General features: G+C 37.8%; 13 protein-coding genes and 1 tRNA gene. 5 read left to right on the top strand and 9 right to left on the bottom strand.

All coding sequences use genetic code 11. The features are described from left to right. Positions 1-6: 6 nt before the first annotated feature. Together ACTQ9S_RS05635 and ACTQ9S_RS05630 are read right to left on the bottom strand one after the other, a co-directional pair. Positions 7-2,604, bottom strand: coding sequence for a DUF2357 domain-containing protein (locus tag ACTQ9S_RS05635; RefSeq protein ID WP_440454270.1), 2,598 nt, complete (start codon positions 2,602-2,604; stop codon positions 7-9). An 89-nt stretch (positions 2,605-2,693) separates the two neighbouring features. Continuing rightward, entirely contained in the window at positions 2,694-4,634 is a 1,941-nt protein-coding gene (locus ACTQ9S_RS05630) for an MrcB family domain-containing protein (RefSeq protein ID WP_440454268.1), read from the bottom strand. Between the two features lie 374 nt (positions 4,635-5,008). On the opposite strand from ACTQ9S_RS05630, the gene ACTQ9S_RS05625 reads away from it, so the two are divergent. The 3 genes from ACTQ9S_RS05625 (at position 5,009) to ACTQ9S_RS05615 (ending at position 7,684) form a co-directional block, all read left to right on the top strand. Beyond that, positions 5,009-5,704 (top strand): hypothetical protein, encoded by a 696-nt coding sequence (locus ACTQ9S_RS05625; RefSeq protein WP_440454266.1) that lies wholly within the window; start codon positions 5,009-5,011, stop codon positions 5,702-5,704. 517 nt (positions 5,705-6,221) lie between these two features. Then, complete coding sequence (locus tag ACTQ9S_RS05620) at positions 6,222-6,428, top strand: helix-turn-helix transcriptional regulator (RefSeq protein WP_440454264.1); 207 nt, start codon at positions 6,222-6,224, stop codon at positions 6,426-6,428. Between the two features lie 230 nt (positions 6,429-6,658). After that, positions 6,659-7,684, top strand: coding sequence for a phage/plasmid replication protein, II/X family (locus ACTQ9S_RS05615; RefSeq protein WP_440454262.1), 1,026 nt, complete (start codon positions 6,659-6,661; stop codon positions 7,682-7,684). 62 nt (positions 7,685-7,746) lie between these two features. Here the strand turns inward: ACTQ9S_RS05615 and ACTQ9S_RS05610 are convergent, their stop codons facing one another. The 7 genes from ACTQ9S_RS05610 to ACTQ9S_RS05580 form a co-directional block, all read right to left on the bottom strand. After that, a complete protein-coding gene (locus ACTQ9S_RS05610) occupies positions 7,747-8,769 on the bottom strand; it encodes a hypothetical protein (RefSeq protein WP_440454261.1) in 1,023 nt (340 codons plus the stop codon). A 156-nt stretch (positions 8,770-8,925) separates the two neighbouring features. Continuing rightward, complete coding sequence (locus ACTQ9S_RS05605) at positions 8,926-9,537, bottom strand: hypothetical protein (protein WP_440454259.1); 612 nt, start codon at positions 9,535-9,537, stop codon at positions 8,926-8,928. 183 nt (positions 9,538-9,720) lie between these two features. Further along, positions 9,721-10,212 (bottom strand): hypothetical protein, encoded by a 492-nt coding sequence (locus ACTQ9S_RS05600; RefSeq protein ID WP_440454257.1) that lies wholly within the window; start codon positions 10,210-10,212, stop codon positions 9,721-9,723. A 57-nt stretch (positions 10,213-10,269) separates the two neighbouring features. After that, positions 10,270-10,875, bottom strand: a complete 606-nt coding sequence (locus ACTQ9S_RS05595) for a YqiA/YcfP family alpha/beta fold hydrolase (protein ID WP_440454255.1) — start codon at positions 10,873-10,875, stop codon at positions 10,270-10,272. Between the two features lie 265 nt (positions 10,876-11,140). Next, entirely contained in the window at positions 11,141-12,499 is a 1,359-nt protein-coding gene (locus tag ACTQ9S_RS05590) for a tyrosine-type recombinase/integrase (protein ID WP_440454254.1), read from the bottom strand. Between the two features lie 163 nt (positions 12,500-12,662). Beyond that, positions 12,663-12,749 (bottom strand) — tRNA-Leu (locus ACTQ9S_RS05585). Positions 12,750-12,899: 150 nt separating this feature from the next. Further along, the gene (locus ACTQ9S_RS05580; RefSeq protein ID WP_068034907.1) at positions 12,900-13,673 is read right to left on the bottom strand and encodes a ferredoxin--NADP reductase; all 774 of its coding nucleotides are present in this window, start codon (positions 13,671-13,673) and stop codon (positions 12,900-12,902) included. A gap of 572 nt (positions 13,674-14,245) precedes the next feature. Here ACTQ9S_RS05580 and tsaA point away from each other — a divergent pair. Together tsaA and ACTQ9S_RS05570 are read left to right on the top strand one after the other, a co-directional pair. Then, entirely contained in the window at positions 14,246-15,208 is a 963-nt protein-coding gene (gene tsaA, locus ACTQ9S_RS05575; RefSeq protein WP_440454252.1) for a tRNA (N6-threonylcarbamoyladenosine(37)-N6)-methyltransferase TrmO, read from the top strand. A 44-nt stretch (positions 15,209-15,252) separates the two neighbouring features. Further along, on the top strand, positions 15,253-17,040 hold the full coding sequence (locus ACTQ9S_RS05570; protein ID WP_440454250.1) for a GspE/PulE family protein: 1,788 nt from the start codon (positions 15,253-15,255) through the stop codon (positions 17,038-17,040). Positions 17,041-17,055 lie beyond the last annotated feature (15 nt).

Below are 17,055 nucleotides of genomic sequence, written 5' to 3'. Positions count from 1 at the left end.
AGGCGCTCATACTAAAGCTTGGTCATAGACCTGTTTAAGCTCACTAAATTTAGCTGCTTGTTCTAGGTGGTTTAAGGTAGTGAGCTTCATCGAATTTCTAAAGGGGCGGTGTGGCACGCGAATTATCGCATCTTTCAGCGTTAACGGCTTACCTAACTCAAATAAGTAATAATCCTCAGCAGAGTTTGAAAGGCTACCAGCCTGAGTGATGGTGATTTTGTTTCTTGCTAACGTAATGACATTTTTGATAGGCCAAAGCATGGTAATTTGCTTGCTATTGGTATTTTGCTCAGATGTGATTGCCAATGCCAAATAGCGTATTTCATTCACAATGTGTTGTTTGTATTTACCTAAAAATGTACTTTGAGGCAGATGATACCAAGTAGCCAATCCATTTTTAAAATTATCAAAATAGGCCGAATAGCGTCCTTTCCCCCCTCCCAAAGCAATAGTCATAATCAGATCAGGATATAGCACTTGCTCCATACCTGAATAGGGAATACGTGCAGCATCTTGTAGATAAAGACTCTCTTCAAGATTATGGGTATGTTGTATTAGTTTATCTGCGTGAGAGTCGTAGTCGTTTACTCGGTAAGCTACAGCGGTACTATTTACAGCACTGCTATTTTTGATTTCGCTGCTATTTTTGCCACTATTATCCGTTGGGTTAGTAGCAAGGTTATTCCCCAATTGCTGACGCAAAAAACTCAATAGCCAATAATGCCCATTATTACTATTTGAATCTGTTTTAAAGGGGCTTGGCAGTAATGCGAATGCACCAATCCCGACCTCGTTGATCTCATTAAGATAAGGATTCGTAGTAACTGCTTGATTAAAGTAACCGGGATATAAAGCAAAAGCACCGAATACTGGACGGCTTTTTTGGAATTCAGTCGTATCTTTGCTTTCTTTATCCTTTGTCAGACGAATTAAAGCATCACGGTAACGGTGCATCTGATTTATCGCATCATCTGGCACGTAGTCGGTAGTATCGATATTTATATCAGTATCATCGTAGCGATTTTTAATGGTCTTAATACGGTACTTAGCGTCAAATAACCAAATAAAGCGCTTGTTGCTAGGTTTAGGTAGCGTTATCTCTAATACAATATCAGGCTTCTGGCTGATGAGATATGAGCGAATATCTGCCCCTGCTTTAGTGAAAATTGGCTCGTGAGCGAGCCTTGCTGTAACCCCATCGCTACGCTTAAATTCAAATGCACCAGCGAAGCCATCCTTTAACTGATATTCAAAAAAGTCATTCAACTTTAGTGACTGTTTTTCAGTAGTTATTTCTTCAAAGCCAAGCTCATCTAGCAAGATGTTTCTGAGGGTTAAAAAACACCACACCTCATAAATTTCAGCGACCGACTTCATAGAGATATTAGATTGATTGTCAAAGACATCTAGGTAAAATTTTAACTCTTGCCAAATTCGATATACCGAGCTGTAGCCGACCTTTTGCTGCAATACCAATGACTCGTGGTTACGTCCATTATAAGCACCGACATCAGTCATAAAGCCTTGTTTCAGGGTTTTCTGTAGAGGCTGTTGCCAGTGGTGTAGCTCATCTAAAAACGTGTTAGACAGCCGTTGTTTATCCGGTGCTGCGTTGTTTCGTCTAAGCTTATGTTCAAAGTCAGCCAGTCGCTTCTTGGAGGTAGAGACCACCATCTTAACAAAGCGGTTCTCTGGCGTGTCTACGCTCAGCTGTTTTTTGGTGACTTGATAGCGCTTTTCATACAGACCATTAGCGAAATCTTCTTTTATTTTTGCACCCAGTCGCGCTGGCAGCTTGCCTTTTAGTCGTGATGCCTTGTTATAAGAGGTGTGTGCTTGCAGGCGGCTATGCGGTGCTTGGTTTATGACTTTAAGACCTTGCTCAAGTTGGCTACGCAGATGGCTAAAATTAGCTAACCATAACAATGGAAAGTAGTTACGCTGTTGGCTGTTCGCGGCATCCTGCTCGGTTTTTTCTACTAAGCTAAAGCGCCATAGCGGAAAGACGCTATCAATCGACCGATACATCGCTGGCAAGTCATCGTGCAAGCTCATCTTGGTGGGCAGCACTTCAAAGGCAATATGGCTTTGATGGGTTTGACCGTTTGTGACATATTCGAGAGGAAGGCGCATCCAGCCGACATGATTAGAGGTGTTAATAGATCCTGTCAAACGTGCTGGTATTGAGCGATGTGCTTCAACGAAGCGAAAGCTTTCATTTACTAAATGACTGCGATGGGTTAAATAAGCGTTTTCAGTTTTCGCTTGTTCATCAAAGCCCTTTTTATCAAAAAATACCCATTCAAATTGATATTGGATATTTTCAAAGAAGATAGGCTCATTAATCTCAATTTGGTTAAGCAGCGTAGACTGGTTAATTGCATCATCTATGTCGATTCGCTGACCCATAAAGGTAGCATCAATGATAGATAATGGCGGAGAAAAGCGGATAACGGGTATCTGGTAATGAGTAAGGTCATTAGGCGCATGGTGTGCTTGGCGTTTTTCTACAGTTGCCTGATAAGCAGCTTGCCGTTTGCTAATATCGCTACACCAAATGGACAGCTCAAAATCAGGAGTTTGTATCCGTAACAGTTCTGGCATTATTGCTCCATTAATTTTGCTGTATCAGTGCTAAATGCCAAAGGCTAAGAGCAGCTACTCAGTTTAGATGTGCTTACGCATTTTAGCGATTAAGGCCAGAAACTGGTGAATCCTGAACGCTCTAAACGTCCTTTCATCCATGCCAGTTTAGCTCTACTGCGACAAGTGATACGCAATACTTTATCATCCTCTTCTGCTACTAACTTCTCGCGATATAAGTCAGGACGAGCATTAGAAGAATTCTTTGATTCATGCCAAATATCAGTAAGCTCTCGTGCTAATACGAGCGATAGCTCATCAAACAATGAATCGTTGTTAGTAGTACTATTATGAATAGTCAGTTTATCGTGATCACCTTCGATACGTGGTAATACCTTACACATCAAGAAGTCATCCCATACCGCTTTTAGCTGCTGCTCATCTGTAGGTTGGGTACTAATCACTGCTAGCAATAGCTCGTTGAGTGCTCTAAAAGCCAGTTGGAATGGAGTATTGTCCAATACCTGATTAATTGCCTTTAAAAACTCGATACTTTTGCGACCGTCACTATCTATCACTGGTAGATCGTCAACAGTGGCGTGAGAATAAATAGGATAGCTAAGGATGTTATGAGTGACCTCTGACTTAAAGAAATGATCAAAGTTATTGGGGAAAAACTCACCAAAATCAAAACTTAAGGCACGATCGATAACTTTGCGTGAGAAGCCATGGGTAGTCTCATCCATATTTACCGTACCAGCGACGATTAGATTAAAGGGTAGGCTTAAACCATGCTCACAAAACAATTCCCACTCTCTATCGTATTTACTATCTATAAAACCCAAATCGCTACGCAGTTTGTTTGTGTCCGCTAATTGTTTAATAGTTGCTGATTTCAAAAGAGGATCACAGCAATAATCAAATTGCTCAGCATCCCATTGCCATACGCGTGTCTCTAACACTGATAAATAATCAGCAAAATACTGCTCAACAGGCGCTAAGTTCATCTCATCTAAGCATAGCCAATAGGGCAGTACTCTATCTAATTGAGCTTTATCGCCAGTCACAGTGAGCCTTGTATCAAGGCCGTTAGAGTCACTGACGCTTAGCTTAAGCCCAGCATCGATAATCGCCCGCCACGACTTAGCAATGAATTGCAGCACATCAGTGGTGATATATTCAGCGTTACCATCTCCACCCAAGCGTGATATATAACCCAATATGTCACTAGGCTCATGCCAATCAGGGCGTACGGAAGTTAGGCAGTAAGTATCGCTAAGGCTACCTGTGAGTTTGGCTTGCTCACGGACAAAGCGAGTTTTACCAGTGCCAGAGATACCAGCTAGGAGTAGGAAGGGTTTGGATAGGGGAGTTACATCATCAGGGAGAGATTTTTGCTTTTTTTGGAGAGGTTTAGTTCTTTCTTCTGGCTTATTCATAGTAAATTTCTGCAACTCTACTTCAATATCTAAGGTTTCTATCTTCCGATAATAAAACAATAGCTTTCGTAGATCTTGCTTTAAAGATTCACTGTCTAGCTCTACATCTAGGCTATAGTACTTAGCAACGATATTTGCAGTCTCATAAGACTTACCTAGTGGTGTATTCGCATTTAAATCTATTCTTTGCTCGCCCCAGTCTTTTAATTCAGGAAACTTTTCAAGTATATACTTCTTAATAAGCTCTGCCCTGATATCAGCTTTAACTTTACCTAGCTCTTCCTTAGGTGTTGTTGTACCTTGGTTTAAAGATAAGTAAAAACCTAAGCCATCGGTACTGAATAAGTACACAGGGTATATACCATCTTGGATTGCTGTCGTTATTTTGGGATTAAGTATTGCAAGCCATGGAATATTAGCCCAATTTCCAGCTCCCACGCTAGCTTTTATTAAATAGTTATTATCAAAATCTTTAACGATAGCTGCTATTTCTTCTTTTAAGTCGTTTCTCAAAAAGTTGGCGGTTGGATGGTTTGTAAAAGACTCATTAGTTGCTTGAACCCAACTAGAAGTAAATTTCTTTAATTTTTCTGCAAGGTTCATGTCAGCCATTTATTCATCCAAAAGGTCAGCTTAAGTTTGTTGATTAGTGTACACAATACTAATAAGTTAGGCCAGATAAGGTAATAGATTCTGTATCGTGAGAATATAAAAACTATTGATCTCAGTTATTTTTCTAATCTATATAGTCTAAGCAATTAACCAAATATTAATATTTCTCAGAGTTTGTGCTGAGCTAAAGCCTCAGCCTACGGACTAATCGTTTATAGCGTAGCTTTTTACCAAAGTAGGCTGTATATCTAAAAGCGTCTGAATAAGGGATAATACCCATTATGGATTCTGCGACACTATAATGGCTAAAACGAGCCAAAACTTATAGTAACAGACATTCAATATCGCAAACTCATATAACAAGGCAGTTCTGAATGACCAATAATAACCCATACAATCTTGTGCCCCTGCAACCTACTGGCAGAAACGAAGAAGACAATGTAAATACCTATTCTCCTGACGACATGATAACCATATACGAGCAACAGTTTCTCACGCAAGTACCCGAAGACAAACTAACCGAGTTTTTGCCAGCGCTAAAAGCCTTTTATGATATCGATGATAATACTTTAGATATCAGCGCGGTTATTTTTGACGCCATCGCTGATTTTTGTATTATCTATAATCATAAGGTAAAAGTAGGAGATTATCAGATATTAGGAAATTTAGTAGAAGAGCAGATTGAAGTAGATGAAGACGATGCAGACGATGAAAATAGTGATAGCCAAGCCTACACGATAGACTGTATGCGTACTTTCTTTATCAATGATGTAGAGCTGCCTTATCACTTTAATGTATTCATCCAAGGCGAGGGTTACTCTACTTTAACCGAAAGAGATACGTTGTTAGAAAAAATATATTGGTTCGTCAATGCTGGGTTTGATGAGCACCTATTAGGTAATCCTGAGGATGTCGTAAGCTTAGAGTCTATCAACGAAGAGCTAGCCAGTTTGGGTATCAGAGAGATGGATCTGACCACCATCTATGAATTAGTTGATTATGTTGAAGATAGTATCATAGATGATGACATGGTAGATGCGCTAAATAAGCTAATAGATGACGCTGAGTAGGTTTGATTTTAGTCGTAGGGTACATTGCACGTACTCTACGAGCCAGAGCCAATATATCGTGAGTTTTTTGAGCAATTTTATAAACTAATACGCAAAAAAATACCGCTAACCATAAATCGTTAGCGGTATTTTAGTATTGGTACCGGTGGTCAGTACCTAACTAGTATATTAAAATACTGATTTTAAAGAGTTTAATTTTAAAAAATATTAGTAGTGTACACTACAGTGTACATCAAGTAGTCAGTTGAGCTAATACACAGTCATTTAATTACTAACAACACAAAATAAAAAACATTTTATATTTTTTTGTAATGCTATTGCAAAGCTTAAGATGGCTCCCCATTATAGTAGCTCACTGTAGTTTAAAGTCACATAATATTATGTGTTAGCTAAACTATGTTATTAAAGTAGGCTATAAACATAACTACTAAAATTGTTGGAACTTGACGTAAGTCATCTTATATTATTGGAAGTACTAGAGGTTATTTTGTAGTGACTAGTTAAAAGGCAGTCACCTATGAAATCGAACGATATAGAGCAAATTACAATCCGAATCAATGATGTTGTAAAAATGACATCTTTAAGCAAATCCACTATATGGAGATGGGTAAAAGAGGATAAATTCCCTAAACCATCAAAGTATACTTCTACTATTACTGTCTGGCGTTATGACGAAATCCTGTCATGGATAGATAGTAAAATACCTCGGTCAGATAACGTATAACAAGTACATTCGCATTGATAAACTTACTTGTTATACACAAATTACAATGTACAAAGCTACCACAGACGGCTATATGCTTACTGTGGTTTTGTCGTGTCTGATTTTTATAATGACACCTTAGCTTCATAGTAATACTTTACTTTTGTGTTATTTTTAACATAGATATTAAGTGTTGTGTTTACAAGTACTAAGTCATAAACAATTTGATTGGTATTGTAGGACATAATGAAATGATTGATTATATAAAATGTAATTTAGAGTGTGACCATAGCTCCATGGGTATAGGCAGTAATTTTATAGCTAAGGTCTCTTTAGCTCAGTTAACGGATAATACAGATACTACTTACGGTTTTTATACTGGACTTGAAGTCAAAGGTAAACACAACAGTAAAATTAGAATTAGAACGTTAGGTGACAAAGCTAATAACAGGATTGAAATTGAAGGTAATTTAGCTAAGTTTTTACAGGGTCATAATTTATTTGGAATCAATGACCCTGTTAAGTTAATTAGTTTAACTATTGAACAGCTTATAATTAACAATTTAGGTTTAAAACCTACTAAAACACAGCTTGAAGATATTAATAATGGCTTTGTTAAGATAACAAAAATTGATATCAATCGTAACTTCCATTTACCATCTAAAACTGAAGCAGATAAATGGATTGTTGAGGCTAAGGATGGCATGACGATGAATTACTATGGGCACGTCAAGCAGTACAACAGCACTCTGTATTTTGGTAAAGGTGAAAAGACTAAAGAGCTTAAGTTTTATGCTAAGGGTAGTGAGATTGTAGATAATAAGAGTCTAGCAGAGAGCATACAAACACCTCAGTTATTAGAGTATGCCAACAAGATGTTAAGGTTTGAAGTCAGACTTAATAGTAAGTGGCTACGTGAAAAAGAATTAAGCTATGCACGCAATTGGAATGAAGAGCTAGTAGAGTCTTTGCTTGACGAATCATTGTCTAGAATAGTATTAACAGGCAATATGCAATTGAGTGATAAAAAACTATTAGATTTAAAGTCTACTCTTGCAAGCACATATTATAAGTGGGTAGAGGGGTACTGTCTTAAAGATTGCTTGAAACCTAGTACGTATCATAAACATAAAAGAGAGCTGTTAAAGCATGGCATAGACATAACTATCGTGTTACCTAAATTTAAAAAGCCTACTTTAGATTTAGCTGAGGTTTTAACTGATAACGTCATAGGTATACCAGAGTGGGCGTATGAGCAAAAGCTAGTTGCTTTGTAGTTTAATAAGGTTGCTTATATAAGTTTAAGGTATTTAAGGTAGTAATATGTTTTTAGTGCTACTCAAAATAGTACATCTTCAGTTTTATATATTACTACCTTTTTGTCCGTATTTTTATAAAAGCTAACATTATAGTTTGCACCGCTGATGCTATGACTTATAAGTTTACTGTCTTTATCTTCAGGTTTACTAATCTCGACGAACGTATAAACGTCATTGAAGTACAATAGTCTATAATCTTGAAGACCATCGTAATCCTCAGCTATTTTTTGTTCTAAATGATTGTAATTATCTATGTAGTAAGGAACTCGTATAGATAAATATATCAATATCAAGAACTTAGCTAATGCTACAATGAACATTAAAATGCCTGCTAAAATTGCAAAAATATTAATTATAATATACAGAATTTTGATATTAACTTTTAAAAAAATGACATCGATTTTAAAATCATCATTTGTGTTAACTATATAATATAGATTCAGCAATAATATCCGTAGTAATACATAATTTAGATAGGTTGCTACTGGCAGCATTAAAACAACTAACCATAATATTCCATTAATAGTATCCATGTTTGTAAAATTTGCAAGACCATCCATTACAAAAAATATAGTTATAGATGCAGATATAAAACTAAAGTACTTCTCATTGAATCCAAAAATCTCACCGTTCTCTATTCTTTTATAGCGAGACTTCAACGCTGACTCAAAAAATAGAAATTTGTGAGAAATTAGATACATTAACGTGTATGTTCCAAACACTAGTAAAACTAACGCACCGTCCGAAATTAACTGACTTACAGAGAAGAATCTTATATAAGATAAATCAATTACAGCCAATTCTATTATTTGAATAAAAGCACCTATAGCAGTTATCCATACTAAAACAGTAGACGTATTCTCTTTAGACCATTCGAAAACATTGACTAGATTGCTCAACTTCATAGCTCTAGAAACATTGGACAGTATATTTTCTTTGTTAGAAGTATCTATACTAATAGGTTCAACTTCCATCAGGGTAGTAGCAGTGCTTTCAACACTATCATTATTTAAGATGTCGTTTAATCTTGACTCTTCACTCATAAGGTAACCTTAAAACCCGAAGCACAAAAAATAGTAGAGAGTACCTCAAATTTTGTATAAGTACATAAATTCAAACTAAATGGCAGTTACACAAAATACGAGATATTCTATCTTTTTTAAGAGGTTATAAGCCAGTTACTTATTTTTAGAAAAGGCTCAGCGTTTAAAAAGCTCATATAGGCTTAAGCCGCTCTCAATGGTTTTTTGCAAATCACTCTGACCATTACCTTGTCTATCCGTATTACTTTTGCGTCCATTACCTTCACCATAACGTCCGTTACGGTTTTCACCTAAACCAAAATCTGTTAGTACATATTCATCCTCACCTGTATATTCACCTATTGATGGTACAGGAGCCCTTTTTTGTTCAGGCTTTATATACACCTCCCTATCACGAAAATCACGCCTTAATTGTACTAAAAGACTATCATCACTGTATTCATTAGCACATGGGTTTTTTAAACGCTCTAAACTATTATAATTACTAGCCTTACCTCCCATTTTTTTATATTCTGCAAAAGAATGGTTTCTAAGCCAGATTGCAAGATTTATATCTTTCTTTATAGTGTTTATAGCCTCATTAACCTGATGGGTCGGTCTCATTCCTTCATATTGTTCTAAGGACTCTTCATTTGCTTCAATAGCTAAATTGCTTGTACTAACACTGCTTACATGATTGTAGAACTTATACTCGGTTGTGTCTTTGCATGATGTATCTGCCAGTGCGGTACTGCTTATAAAAAATAATAATAAAAGTGCTTTTTTCATATGATGCCCTTAATGATTAATTATTTAAATTTAGCAAAAACACCTGCTATTCAGGTTATCCTAACTATAGCTACCTTTGAATAGGTAATCATTATTATACTAGAAAAATGTCGACTTTTACTATAAGCACTGTATTTTAAATGGCTATTATTTTGCGTACAAAAAGTCAAAATAAAACCAACATTATAAGTTATTGTGAGATAAACACTCTAATACATCAGTTATTAACTGCTTTGATAAACGACTAGGCATATTATATGGTGGAAAATGTAGTTGATGTTGTACCTCAGCATGAACGTCATTTAAGTTTATAAAAAACTCTACGCTATCTATAAATTTGTGTTGTTCTGCTAATGGTACTGGATAGCCGATAACATCACTAATTCGCTTAAACATAGCTTTGTTATCAGATAGGTAGTACTTTTTAATTATGACTACGAGAGCTTGCTCATGGCACGAGAAGTCAATATCGGTATTATCATCTATCTCACTGGCATAAAAGTCTTCTACGATAGATTCAAGGGTTATATAGCCACTAAAATCTATAGGTTTAGAGCTTGGCAAGTCCCACCATCGTTTAAAACGGTAATAAGGTAGATGTTGTAAGCCGTAGTTATTAAGAATTTGTCTAACTGCAAAATAAACATTTTTGTTATATCTACTAACATCATTCAATAATACATGCTCCTAAAGCTGTCTAACTAATTAATAGTAAGGTCAAGGTAAGCCGATTTAATACTTGTCTTTAAAGCTTGCATAGACATTTTCATCTACATAATCTAAATCAACAATCATCATTTCGTCATTACACAACCAATTTAGGTGATAGTTAATATCAATACCTAAGTTCGTGTTGCTATGAGTATCTTCAAGGTAATCTATCTCCCATGAGTCAGGAAGATTAACTAACGTCCTTTTTGCTGTCGCGACAGATGACGTATTATTATCGACAATAATGACACGTACAGTATTAGTATTAATTATTGGAAATGATAAACGCATCTCATTAGGTATAAAAGTGTTATTAGTAACTGATTCTTTAGGGTATATACATGGTTCTATTAATAGACTAGGTAGCCCATACTGATGAGCAAAGTGATTTGCAAACCATGCTCCCAAACCGTCTCCTGCTAGCACTAAACAATCATAATTATTAAGATGATATTGAATTAAATCATTATAAACATCAAATATATTTTGAAAATTATGGCGATAGTTAACTGTCTGACATAGCTTTTGTTTACGCTTGATTGAGGTAAATTTGTCATTTTGATTATTTGCATCTAATCCATGAAAAAATAATACAAATGAATTTGGATTTTTAATAATATCTAACATTTTTATGTCCCTTTATTAACGTAGCGTTGTTTAATTTTTATATTGAGATATTAAGAATTGACTAGAGTTAGTCGTGGCGTGTTTTTACTATTACTACGCTGGCTAGATAAGGTACATTGCCTATATATGAACAAGCATAATATTGCTTGTACAGACGTTAAAAAAGGGAGTACATCATATGTATCAAACGATAGCTACAACAACTGTAGCGTAATATTAGGTGGGTTTAAAAGCATGGTTTAAGTAACTACATACATACAATAAATTAAGATTTTGCTTTTAATAACATCTCTAATATTGCATCGTCACCAAGCTCATTAATTAAAGCTTGGATTTGGTTAGAGGTATCATGCGCTCTGAACCCATACTTAAACTGCTCAGTGTCTTTGCATGTCCTCAAAGCATCTAGATAGTCTGCCCAGTTTTGCATCATCTCCGCACGCTCATCATAGTATTGGAATCTCCCATAAGCGTTTCCGTTAGGGTCTTTAGTAGTATGTCCCAAAGCCATTTCAATAATATGGACAGGATACTTCAAGTTTCCTTCTAAGATGGTTCTAGCAGTGGCTCTAAAGCCATGCACACAATGTATGTCTTTATACCCTAAATCTTTTAGACACTTATTAGCAGTATTCTCTGATATGAAATTTAGCTTGGCAGTTTTGCTATAAAAAACATACTCCGTAAGTCCATTAATTTCATACTGTTCTTTTAAAATACCAATTGCTTGTCTTGGCAAAGGTACAATCATCTCATTAACCATGTTTGACTTACCTTGTCCTTTTAATGGGTTTAAATTCCAACGCCCATTTATTAAGTCTAAGTCAGTCCATTTCATGCGTCTTAAATCACCATTACGTACATAAAGCATCGATAGTAGGCGTAAAGAATTAAGTGTGTTTAACTCGGCATTTAGTGTTTCAATCTTGCGTAATAATTGAGCTAAATCGCTAGGTTCAACAACAGCAGGTCTGTTACCGTAAGCGTAACTTAAAAGCTGACTTTTAATTGATGAAACTGGGTTAGTTTTACAAAACCCTCTAGCACTAGCGTATATAAAAATATCACTAGCAATACCAGCACACCGTTCAGCCTTTTCCGTAGGCAAACCTTTACTGTTCAACGAGTTATTTTGTATGTCTGTTAGTACCTCAAGCATCTTAGTAGACTCTATCGTATCGATAGGAACTCCACCAATATACGAACATACAAGCTCAACATTCCTTCTCTTACGCACTAAGGTATTTTCTTTTTGTTTAAATTTTAATGACTCAAAGTGTTCCCAAGCAAAGTTTTCAAAAGTATTTTTACTTTGCTTTAAATTAGTCTCTTTATTTTTTTTACGATAGGCTTGCGGGTCAATTTGTTGACTAAGCAAATCTTCATTTTCCCGCCATAACTCACACGCACGAGCAAATGTGACACTTGGATATACTCCAAGAGACATATTTTTTTGTTTTTTTGAGTGGGGGGAGTTATAACGGTAAAGCCATGATTTTGTATTATTAGGTTTAACTCTTAGATTGAGCTTAGGAAAGTTTTTTACAGAGACTAGGTATTCTTTGTCTTCTGATTTATGGCTACTGATACTTCTATCTGAGGTTATAGGCTTGCGCTTGCTCATGCTAAGTCTCCCAAGTGTACATATAGCTATAGTGTACATTAGAGTGTACATTATATACAGAGATTGGGAGGGACATGATGCGACAATATGATACGCTAGATACAGCAAAGCCCTCTATAATAAAGGGCTTTGAGATTACATGACACTGTGTAGAACTAGGTATTGGTACCGGTGGTCGGACTTGAACCGACACGCTTTTAAAGGCAACGGATTTTGAATCCGTCATGTCTACCAATTCCATCACACCGGCGTGTTAGGTGATAAAGTCTGTTTAAAAACTAAACATTATCGAATTGGGCTACAGGGTTAACTGTATAGGCTGCGTATTATAACAGCCTATTTTTAGCCGTCAAGAATTATTTATGATAATTGCGTATTAATTAACTCAGTACTAATTAACTTACCCGACAAAGGCACGTTCAACCGCATAATCTGCCTGTACGCCCATGCGTGGTGAGACAGTAAGACCGAAGTCATCTAAAATCGCTGAAACTTCCGCATTGAATGGCATGCTACCGCAAATCATCACACGGTCATCTTCTTTATTCATCGGTGGTAAACCAATATCTTCAAACAGTTTGCCTGATTTCATCAAATCAGTGACACGCCCAGTATTTCTAAACTCTTCACGCGTGACAGTCGGATAGTAGATGAACTTTTCGCGGTACCATTCGCCAAAGATTTCATCATTTGGCAGCTCATTTTCGAACATATCTTGATAAGCCAAATCATCGATGTAACGTACGCCATGTACCAAAATGATTTTATCAAAGCGTTCATAAACTTCAGGGTCACGCGCTAATGCTAAGAACGGCGCAAGTCCAGTACCAGTTGATAGCATATAAAGGTGTTTACCTGGCAATAAATCGTCAAGCACTAATGTACCTGTCGGTTTTTTACTGACCAATAGCTCGTCACCAACTTTGATATGCTGCAAGCGTGAAGTTAATGGGCCGTCTTGAACCTTGATAGAAAAGAATTCTAGATGCTCTTCATAGTTAGGGCTAGCAATCGAGTAAGCGCGTAGTAATGGTCTGCCATCGATAGCGAGACCAATCATCGCAAACTCACCATTACGAAAACGTAAACCGTCATCGCGCGTGGTTTTGATGCTAAATAGAGCGTCATTCCAGTGATGAACCTCTGTGACCGTTTCGGTGCGAAGTTTTGACATAAAGTCCTCGTTAATAGATTACTGACTACATTATTAGGTTTAAATGAGTATTAAATTAAAATTTTCAACGGTGGATTCAATATTCTAAAAGTACCTGCTGTTTTTAATCATTATCAAAATAATTACAAAGACAGTTATAAAGTATGAAGATATTTATAAAGACAGCTATCGTAACTGCTCATGATCTAAAGTATTAAACCTATTAGGCTTATTAAACTTGGGCGTTATGAGTCCAATAGCATCATGAGTCAAGCAAACAGGCTGTGTTATAAATCACTATTTTAACATTATTATGAAGCGTTATAAGGGGGTGAAAATGCCTGTAAAGTCTATGTATAGATACGCTAGCATATGAATGCAAGCGATTCTCAACAAATTCCACGCTCATAATACCAAACTTTAAAATAAAAATCCGCTAAGTGGCTCTGAGCGGGCATGATAAAATAGAATATCGTTAGTAAATAATTTTGTATGATTGGATGAGACTGTTTTATAGTCAGTCTGTTTTATTATATGAATATGTTTTAAATAGACAAATTGTCACTATTGACAAGTTTTTTTGGAGAGTTTTTATGTCAGGTGACAATGTGCTAGAGGACAATGCGTTAGAGGGCAGTGTGTCAGAAGGCTATCACCATGCGCCAATTATTGGCTATCATCGTGCGCCACTATCACAGAAGTTTGGGGCGCCAAGACAGCCAAATTTGGTGGCACTGACTAGCGTGATTGAAATGCTAGCGCCTTACGATACACCAGCGGCATTTGTCGGATTAGAAGCGTTTAGTCATATTTGGCTTAGCTGGCAGTTTCATCATAACTATATAAATAAAAACGGCCATGTAAATAAAGCGGATAGCAATTTTCGTGCGCAAGTACGACCACCACGGCTAGGCGGTAATGAGAAGATAGGCGTGTTTGCCAGTCGTAGTATGTATCGACCTTCAGGTTTAGGGCTGTCTGTGGTTAAACTTGAACGGGTTGAGGTAGTAGAAGGTCGCGTATTACTTATCATTAGCGGTGCTGATATGATTGATGGTACGCCAATTATCGATATCAAACCCTATGTGGCTTATAGCGATGCTGTTGATGATGCAGAGAGTGGCTTTGCGCCAACTGCACCAACACTGCTGGATGTGACAATGACTGAATCTGCTTACAAGCAGTTTATGACTCTGATTAATGTAGAGCAGGTTAATGTAGAGCAATCTGATAAAGCTAATAATAAAAATAATAACACAAATAGTGGTACGGAAAATGCTGCATTACTTTTTATAAATTCAATGAATTTAACAAACTTAACAAATTCGCTAAACTCAAGAGATGGGCTTGTCCACAAGGTGCAAAAGCAATTGCTGGAATCTGATATCGACTCTATAAAAGCCTTAATCGCGCAAGATCCACGTCCAGCCTATCGCCGTACGGAGATAAATACACCTTTTATCATGCGCTATAAGTCTGTGGATGTGAGTTTTCAGTTGATAGAATCAGGGCAGCTACAAATAATGGCAGTTGTAGAAGTGAATGAGACCTTGTAGGGTGCTTTTTAAGCACCACTTACCGATAATAAAAGAAGAAAAATATGTCCGCTCAGCAGTATTCGATAGTGATTGATTTACGTTGGTGTCTTGATGAACTATTGGCAGATAGGGTGATTGACCAGCGTGGCTATAATTTGGTGATTACCAGTCGCCGTGATAAGGCGCAGCATCCGCTACTGACGATTAGTGAGTTCGGCTTGCCTAATGGTCATGCGCTTGATAATAAGCCTGAGAATAAACTAACGCTAGCATGGCTCAACCAATGGCTGGCAGCCAAAGCAGATATGCCAATCGTGCGTATTGATCCGTTAAAGGTTGATGTGCCGGCAGTGACGCAGCTGATGTCTTTTGAGTATGCGCGCTCGCAGCATATTTTGCCAATTGAAGTTACGTTAGATGAGGTGGTCATCGGTACCGATCAGCCGTTTTATACGGATTGGCACTCAAATATCGAAAAAATCATCAAATCTAAAAGCTATCGTACGGTCTATATTAATCCTGAGCAGATTAATCGTTATCGGCAAGAGTTCTATCAAGTCACGCAAGCGATTGCCGGGGCGAATAGTATCCATAAGCGTGCGGCAGCTGATGTTACCAATGTTGAAGCCTTATTACAACTGGGCGACAATACCAATCCAGATGCCAACGATCAACATATCGTCAAAGTCGTCGATTGGTTGCTGCAGTATGCCTTTGAGCAGCGCGCGAGTGATATTCATTTAGAGCCGCGCCGTGAGACGGGCAAAGTACGCTTTCGAATTGATGGCGTATTGCATACTGTTTATGAGATGCCACTCGCGATTATAGTAGCGGTGACCGCACGTATTAAAATTTTAGGACGTCTTAATGTTGCAGAAAAGCGCAAACCGCAAGATGGTCGCCTAAAAACGCGTACGCATAATGGGATGGAAACCGAGCTGCGTCTTTCTACCATGCCGACTGCCTTTGGCGAAAAGCTGGTCATGCGTGTATTTGACCCAGAAGTATTGGTGCGCTCGTTTGCTCAGCTTGGTTTGTCGGGTAAGCAGCTTGAGACTTGGCATGAGCTGACGGTACATCCAAACGGCATTATTTTGGTCACCGGTCCGACGGGTTCTGGTAAAACTACCACCTTATACAGTACGCTTAAGCAGCTAGCGACGGAGCAGGTCAACGTCTGTACTATCGAAGATCCTATTGAGATGATTGAGCCAGCCTTTAACCAAATGCAGGTCAATGCAGGCGTGGATTTGCACTTCGCTGATGGTATTCGCTCCTTGATGCGTCAAGACCCAGACATCATTATGGTCGGTGAGATTCGAGATGCTGAAACTGCTAATATGGCAGTGCAGGCATCCTTAACTGGACACTTGGTACTCTCGACTTTGCATACCAATGATGCGCCCAGTTCAATCACTCGCTTACACGATTTAGGGATTCAGCCGTTTTTGACTTCGGCAACTATCTTGGGCGTGATGGCGCAGCGCTTGTTACGTACATTATGTCCGCATTGCAAGCAAGCAGCTGATGTTACGCCAGATAGCGAGATAGCTATCCAGTGGCAGGAGTTGGTACAGCCTTGGCGCGCTGCTGTGCCAGCACAAATTTATACGGCGCAGGGCTGTGAGCACTGTCGCCATACAGGTTATCAAGGCCGTGTCGGTCTGTACGAGATCATGCCATTGTCGAATGAACTAAAAAAGCTGGTAGCCGCCGATGCCAATTTGGATACGCTCAAACAACAAGCGTACCGAGAAGGCGTGCAACCACTGCGTCTATCTGGGGCAAAGCGTATCAGTGAAGGGGTGACAACTATAGAAGAGGTGATGCGCGTGGTGCCACTTAATTGACTATAATGGTTTAAG

Source organism: Psychrobacter sp. ASPA161_9 (genome assembly GCF_051970275.1).
GTDB lineage: Bacteria > Pseudomonadota > Gammaproteobacteria > Pseudomonadales > Moraxellaceae > Psychrobacter.
Note: the sequence above shows the minus strand (reverse complement) of the source record. Positions and strands in the feature narration are given on the sequence as shown.

Bases quoted from the DNA above. Each gene is read 5' to 3' on its own strand.
- ACTQ9S_RS05635 (WP_440454270.1), bottom strand. From the start codon at position 2,604: ATGCCAGAACTGTTACGGATACAAACTCCTGATTTTGAGCTGTCCATT.
- ACTQ9S_RS05630 (WP_440454268.1), bottom strand. From the start codon at position 4,634: ATGGCTGACATGAACCTTGCAGAAAAATTAAAGAAATTTACTTCTAGT.
- ACTQ9S_RS05625 (WP_440454266.1), top strand. From the start codon at position 5,009: ATGACCAATAATAACCCATACAATCTTGTGCCCCTGCAACCTACTGGC.
- ACTQ9S_RS05620 (WP_440454264.1), top strand. From the start codon at position 6,222: ATGAAATCGAACGATATAGAGCAAATTACAATCCGAATCAATGATGTT.
- ACTQ9S_RS05615 (WP_440454262.1), top strand. From the start codon at position 6,659: ATGATTGATTATATAAAATGTAATTTAGAGTGTGACCATAGCTCCATG.
- ACTQ9S_RS05610 (WP_440454261.1), bottom strand. From the start codon at position 8,769: ATGAGTGAAGAGTCAAGATTAAACGACATCTTAAATAATGATAGTGTT.
- ACTQ9S_RS05605 (WP_440454259.1), bottom strand. From the start codon at position 9,537: ATGAAAAAAGCACTTTTATTATTATTTTTTATAAGCAGTACCGCACTG.
- ACTQ9S_RS05595 (WP_440454255.1), bottom strand. From the start codon at position 10,875: ATGTTAGATATTATTAAAAATCCAAATTCATTTGTATTATTTTTTCAT.
- ACTQ9S_RS05590 (WP_440454254.1), bottom strand. From the start codon at position 12,499: ATGAGCAAGCGCAAGCCTATAACCTCAGATAGAAGTATCAGTAGCCAT.
- ACTQ9S_RS05580 (WP_068034907.1), bottom strand. From the start codon at position 13,673: ATGTCAAAACTTCGCACCGAAACGGTCACAGAGGTTCATCACTGGAAT.
- tsaA (WP_440454252.1), top strand. From the start codon at position 14,246: ATGTCAGGTGACAATGTGCTAGAGGACAATGCGTTAGAGGGCAGTGTG.
- ACTQ9S_RS05570 (WP_440454250.1), top strand. From the start codon at position 15,253: ATGTCCGCTCAGCAGTATTCGATAGTGATTGATTTACGTTGGTGTCTT.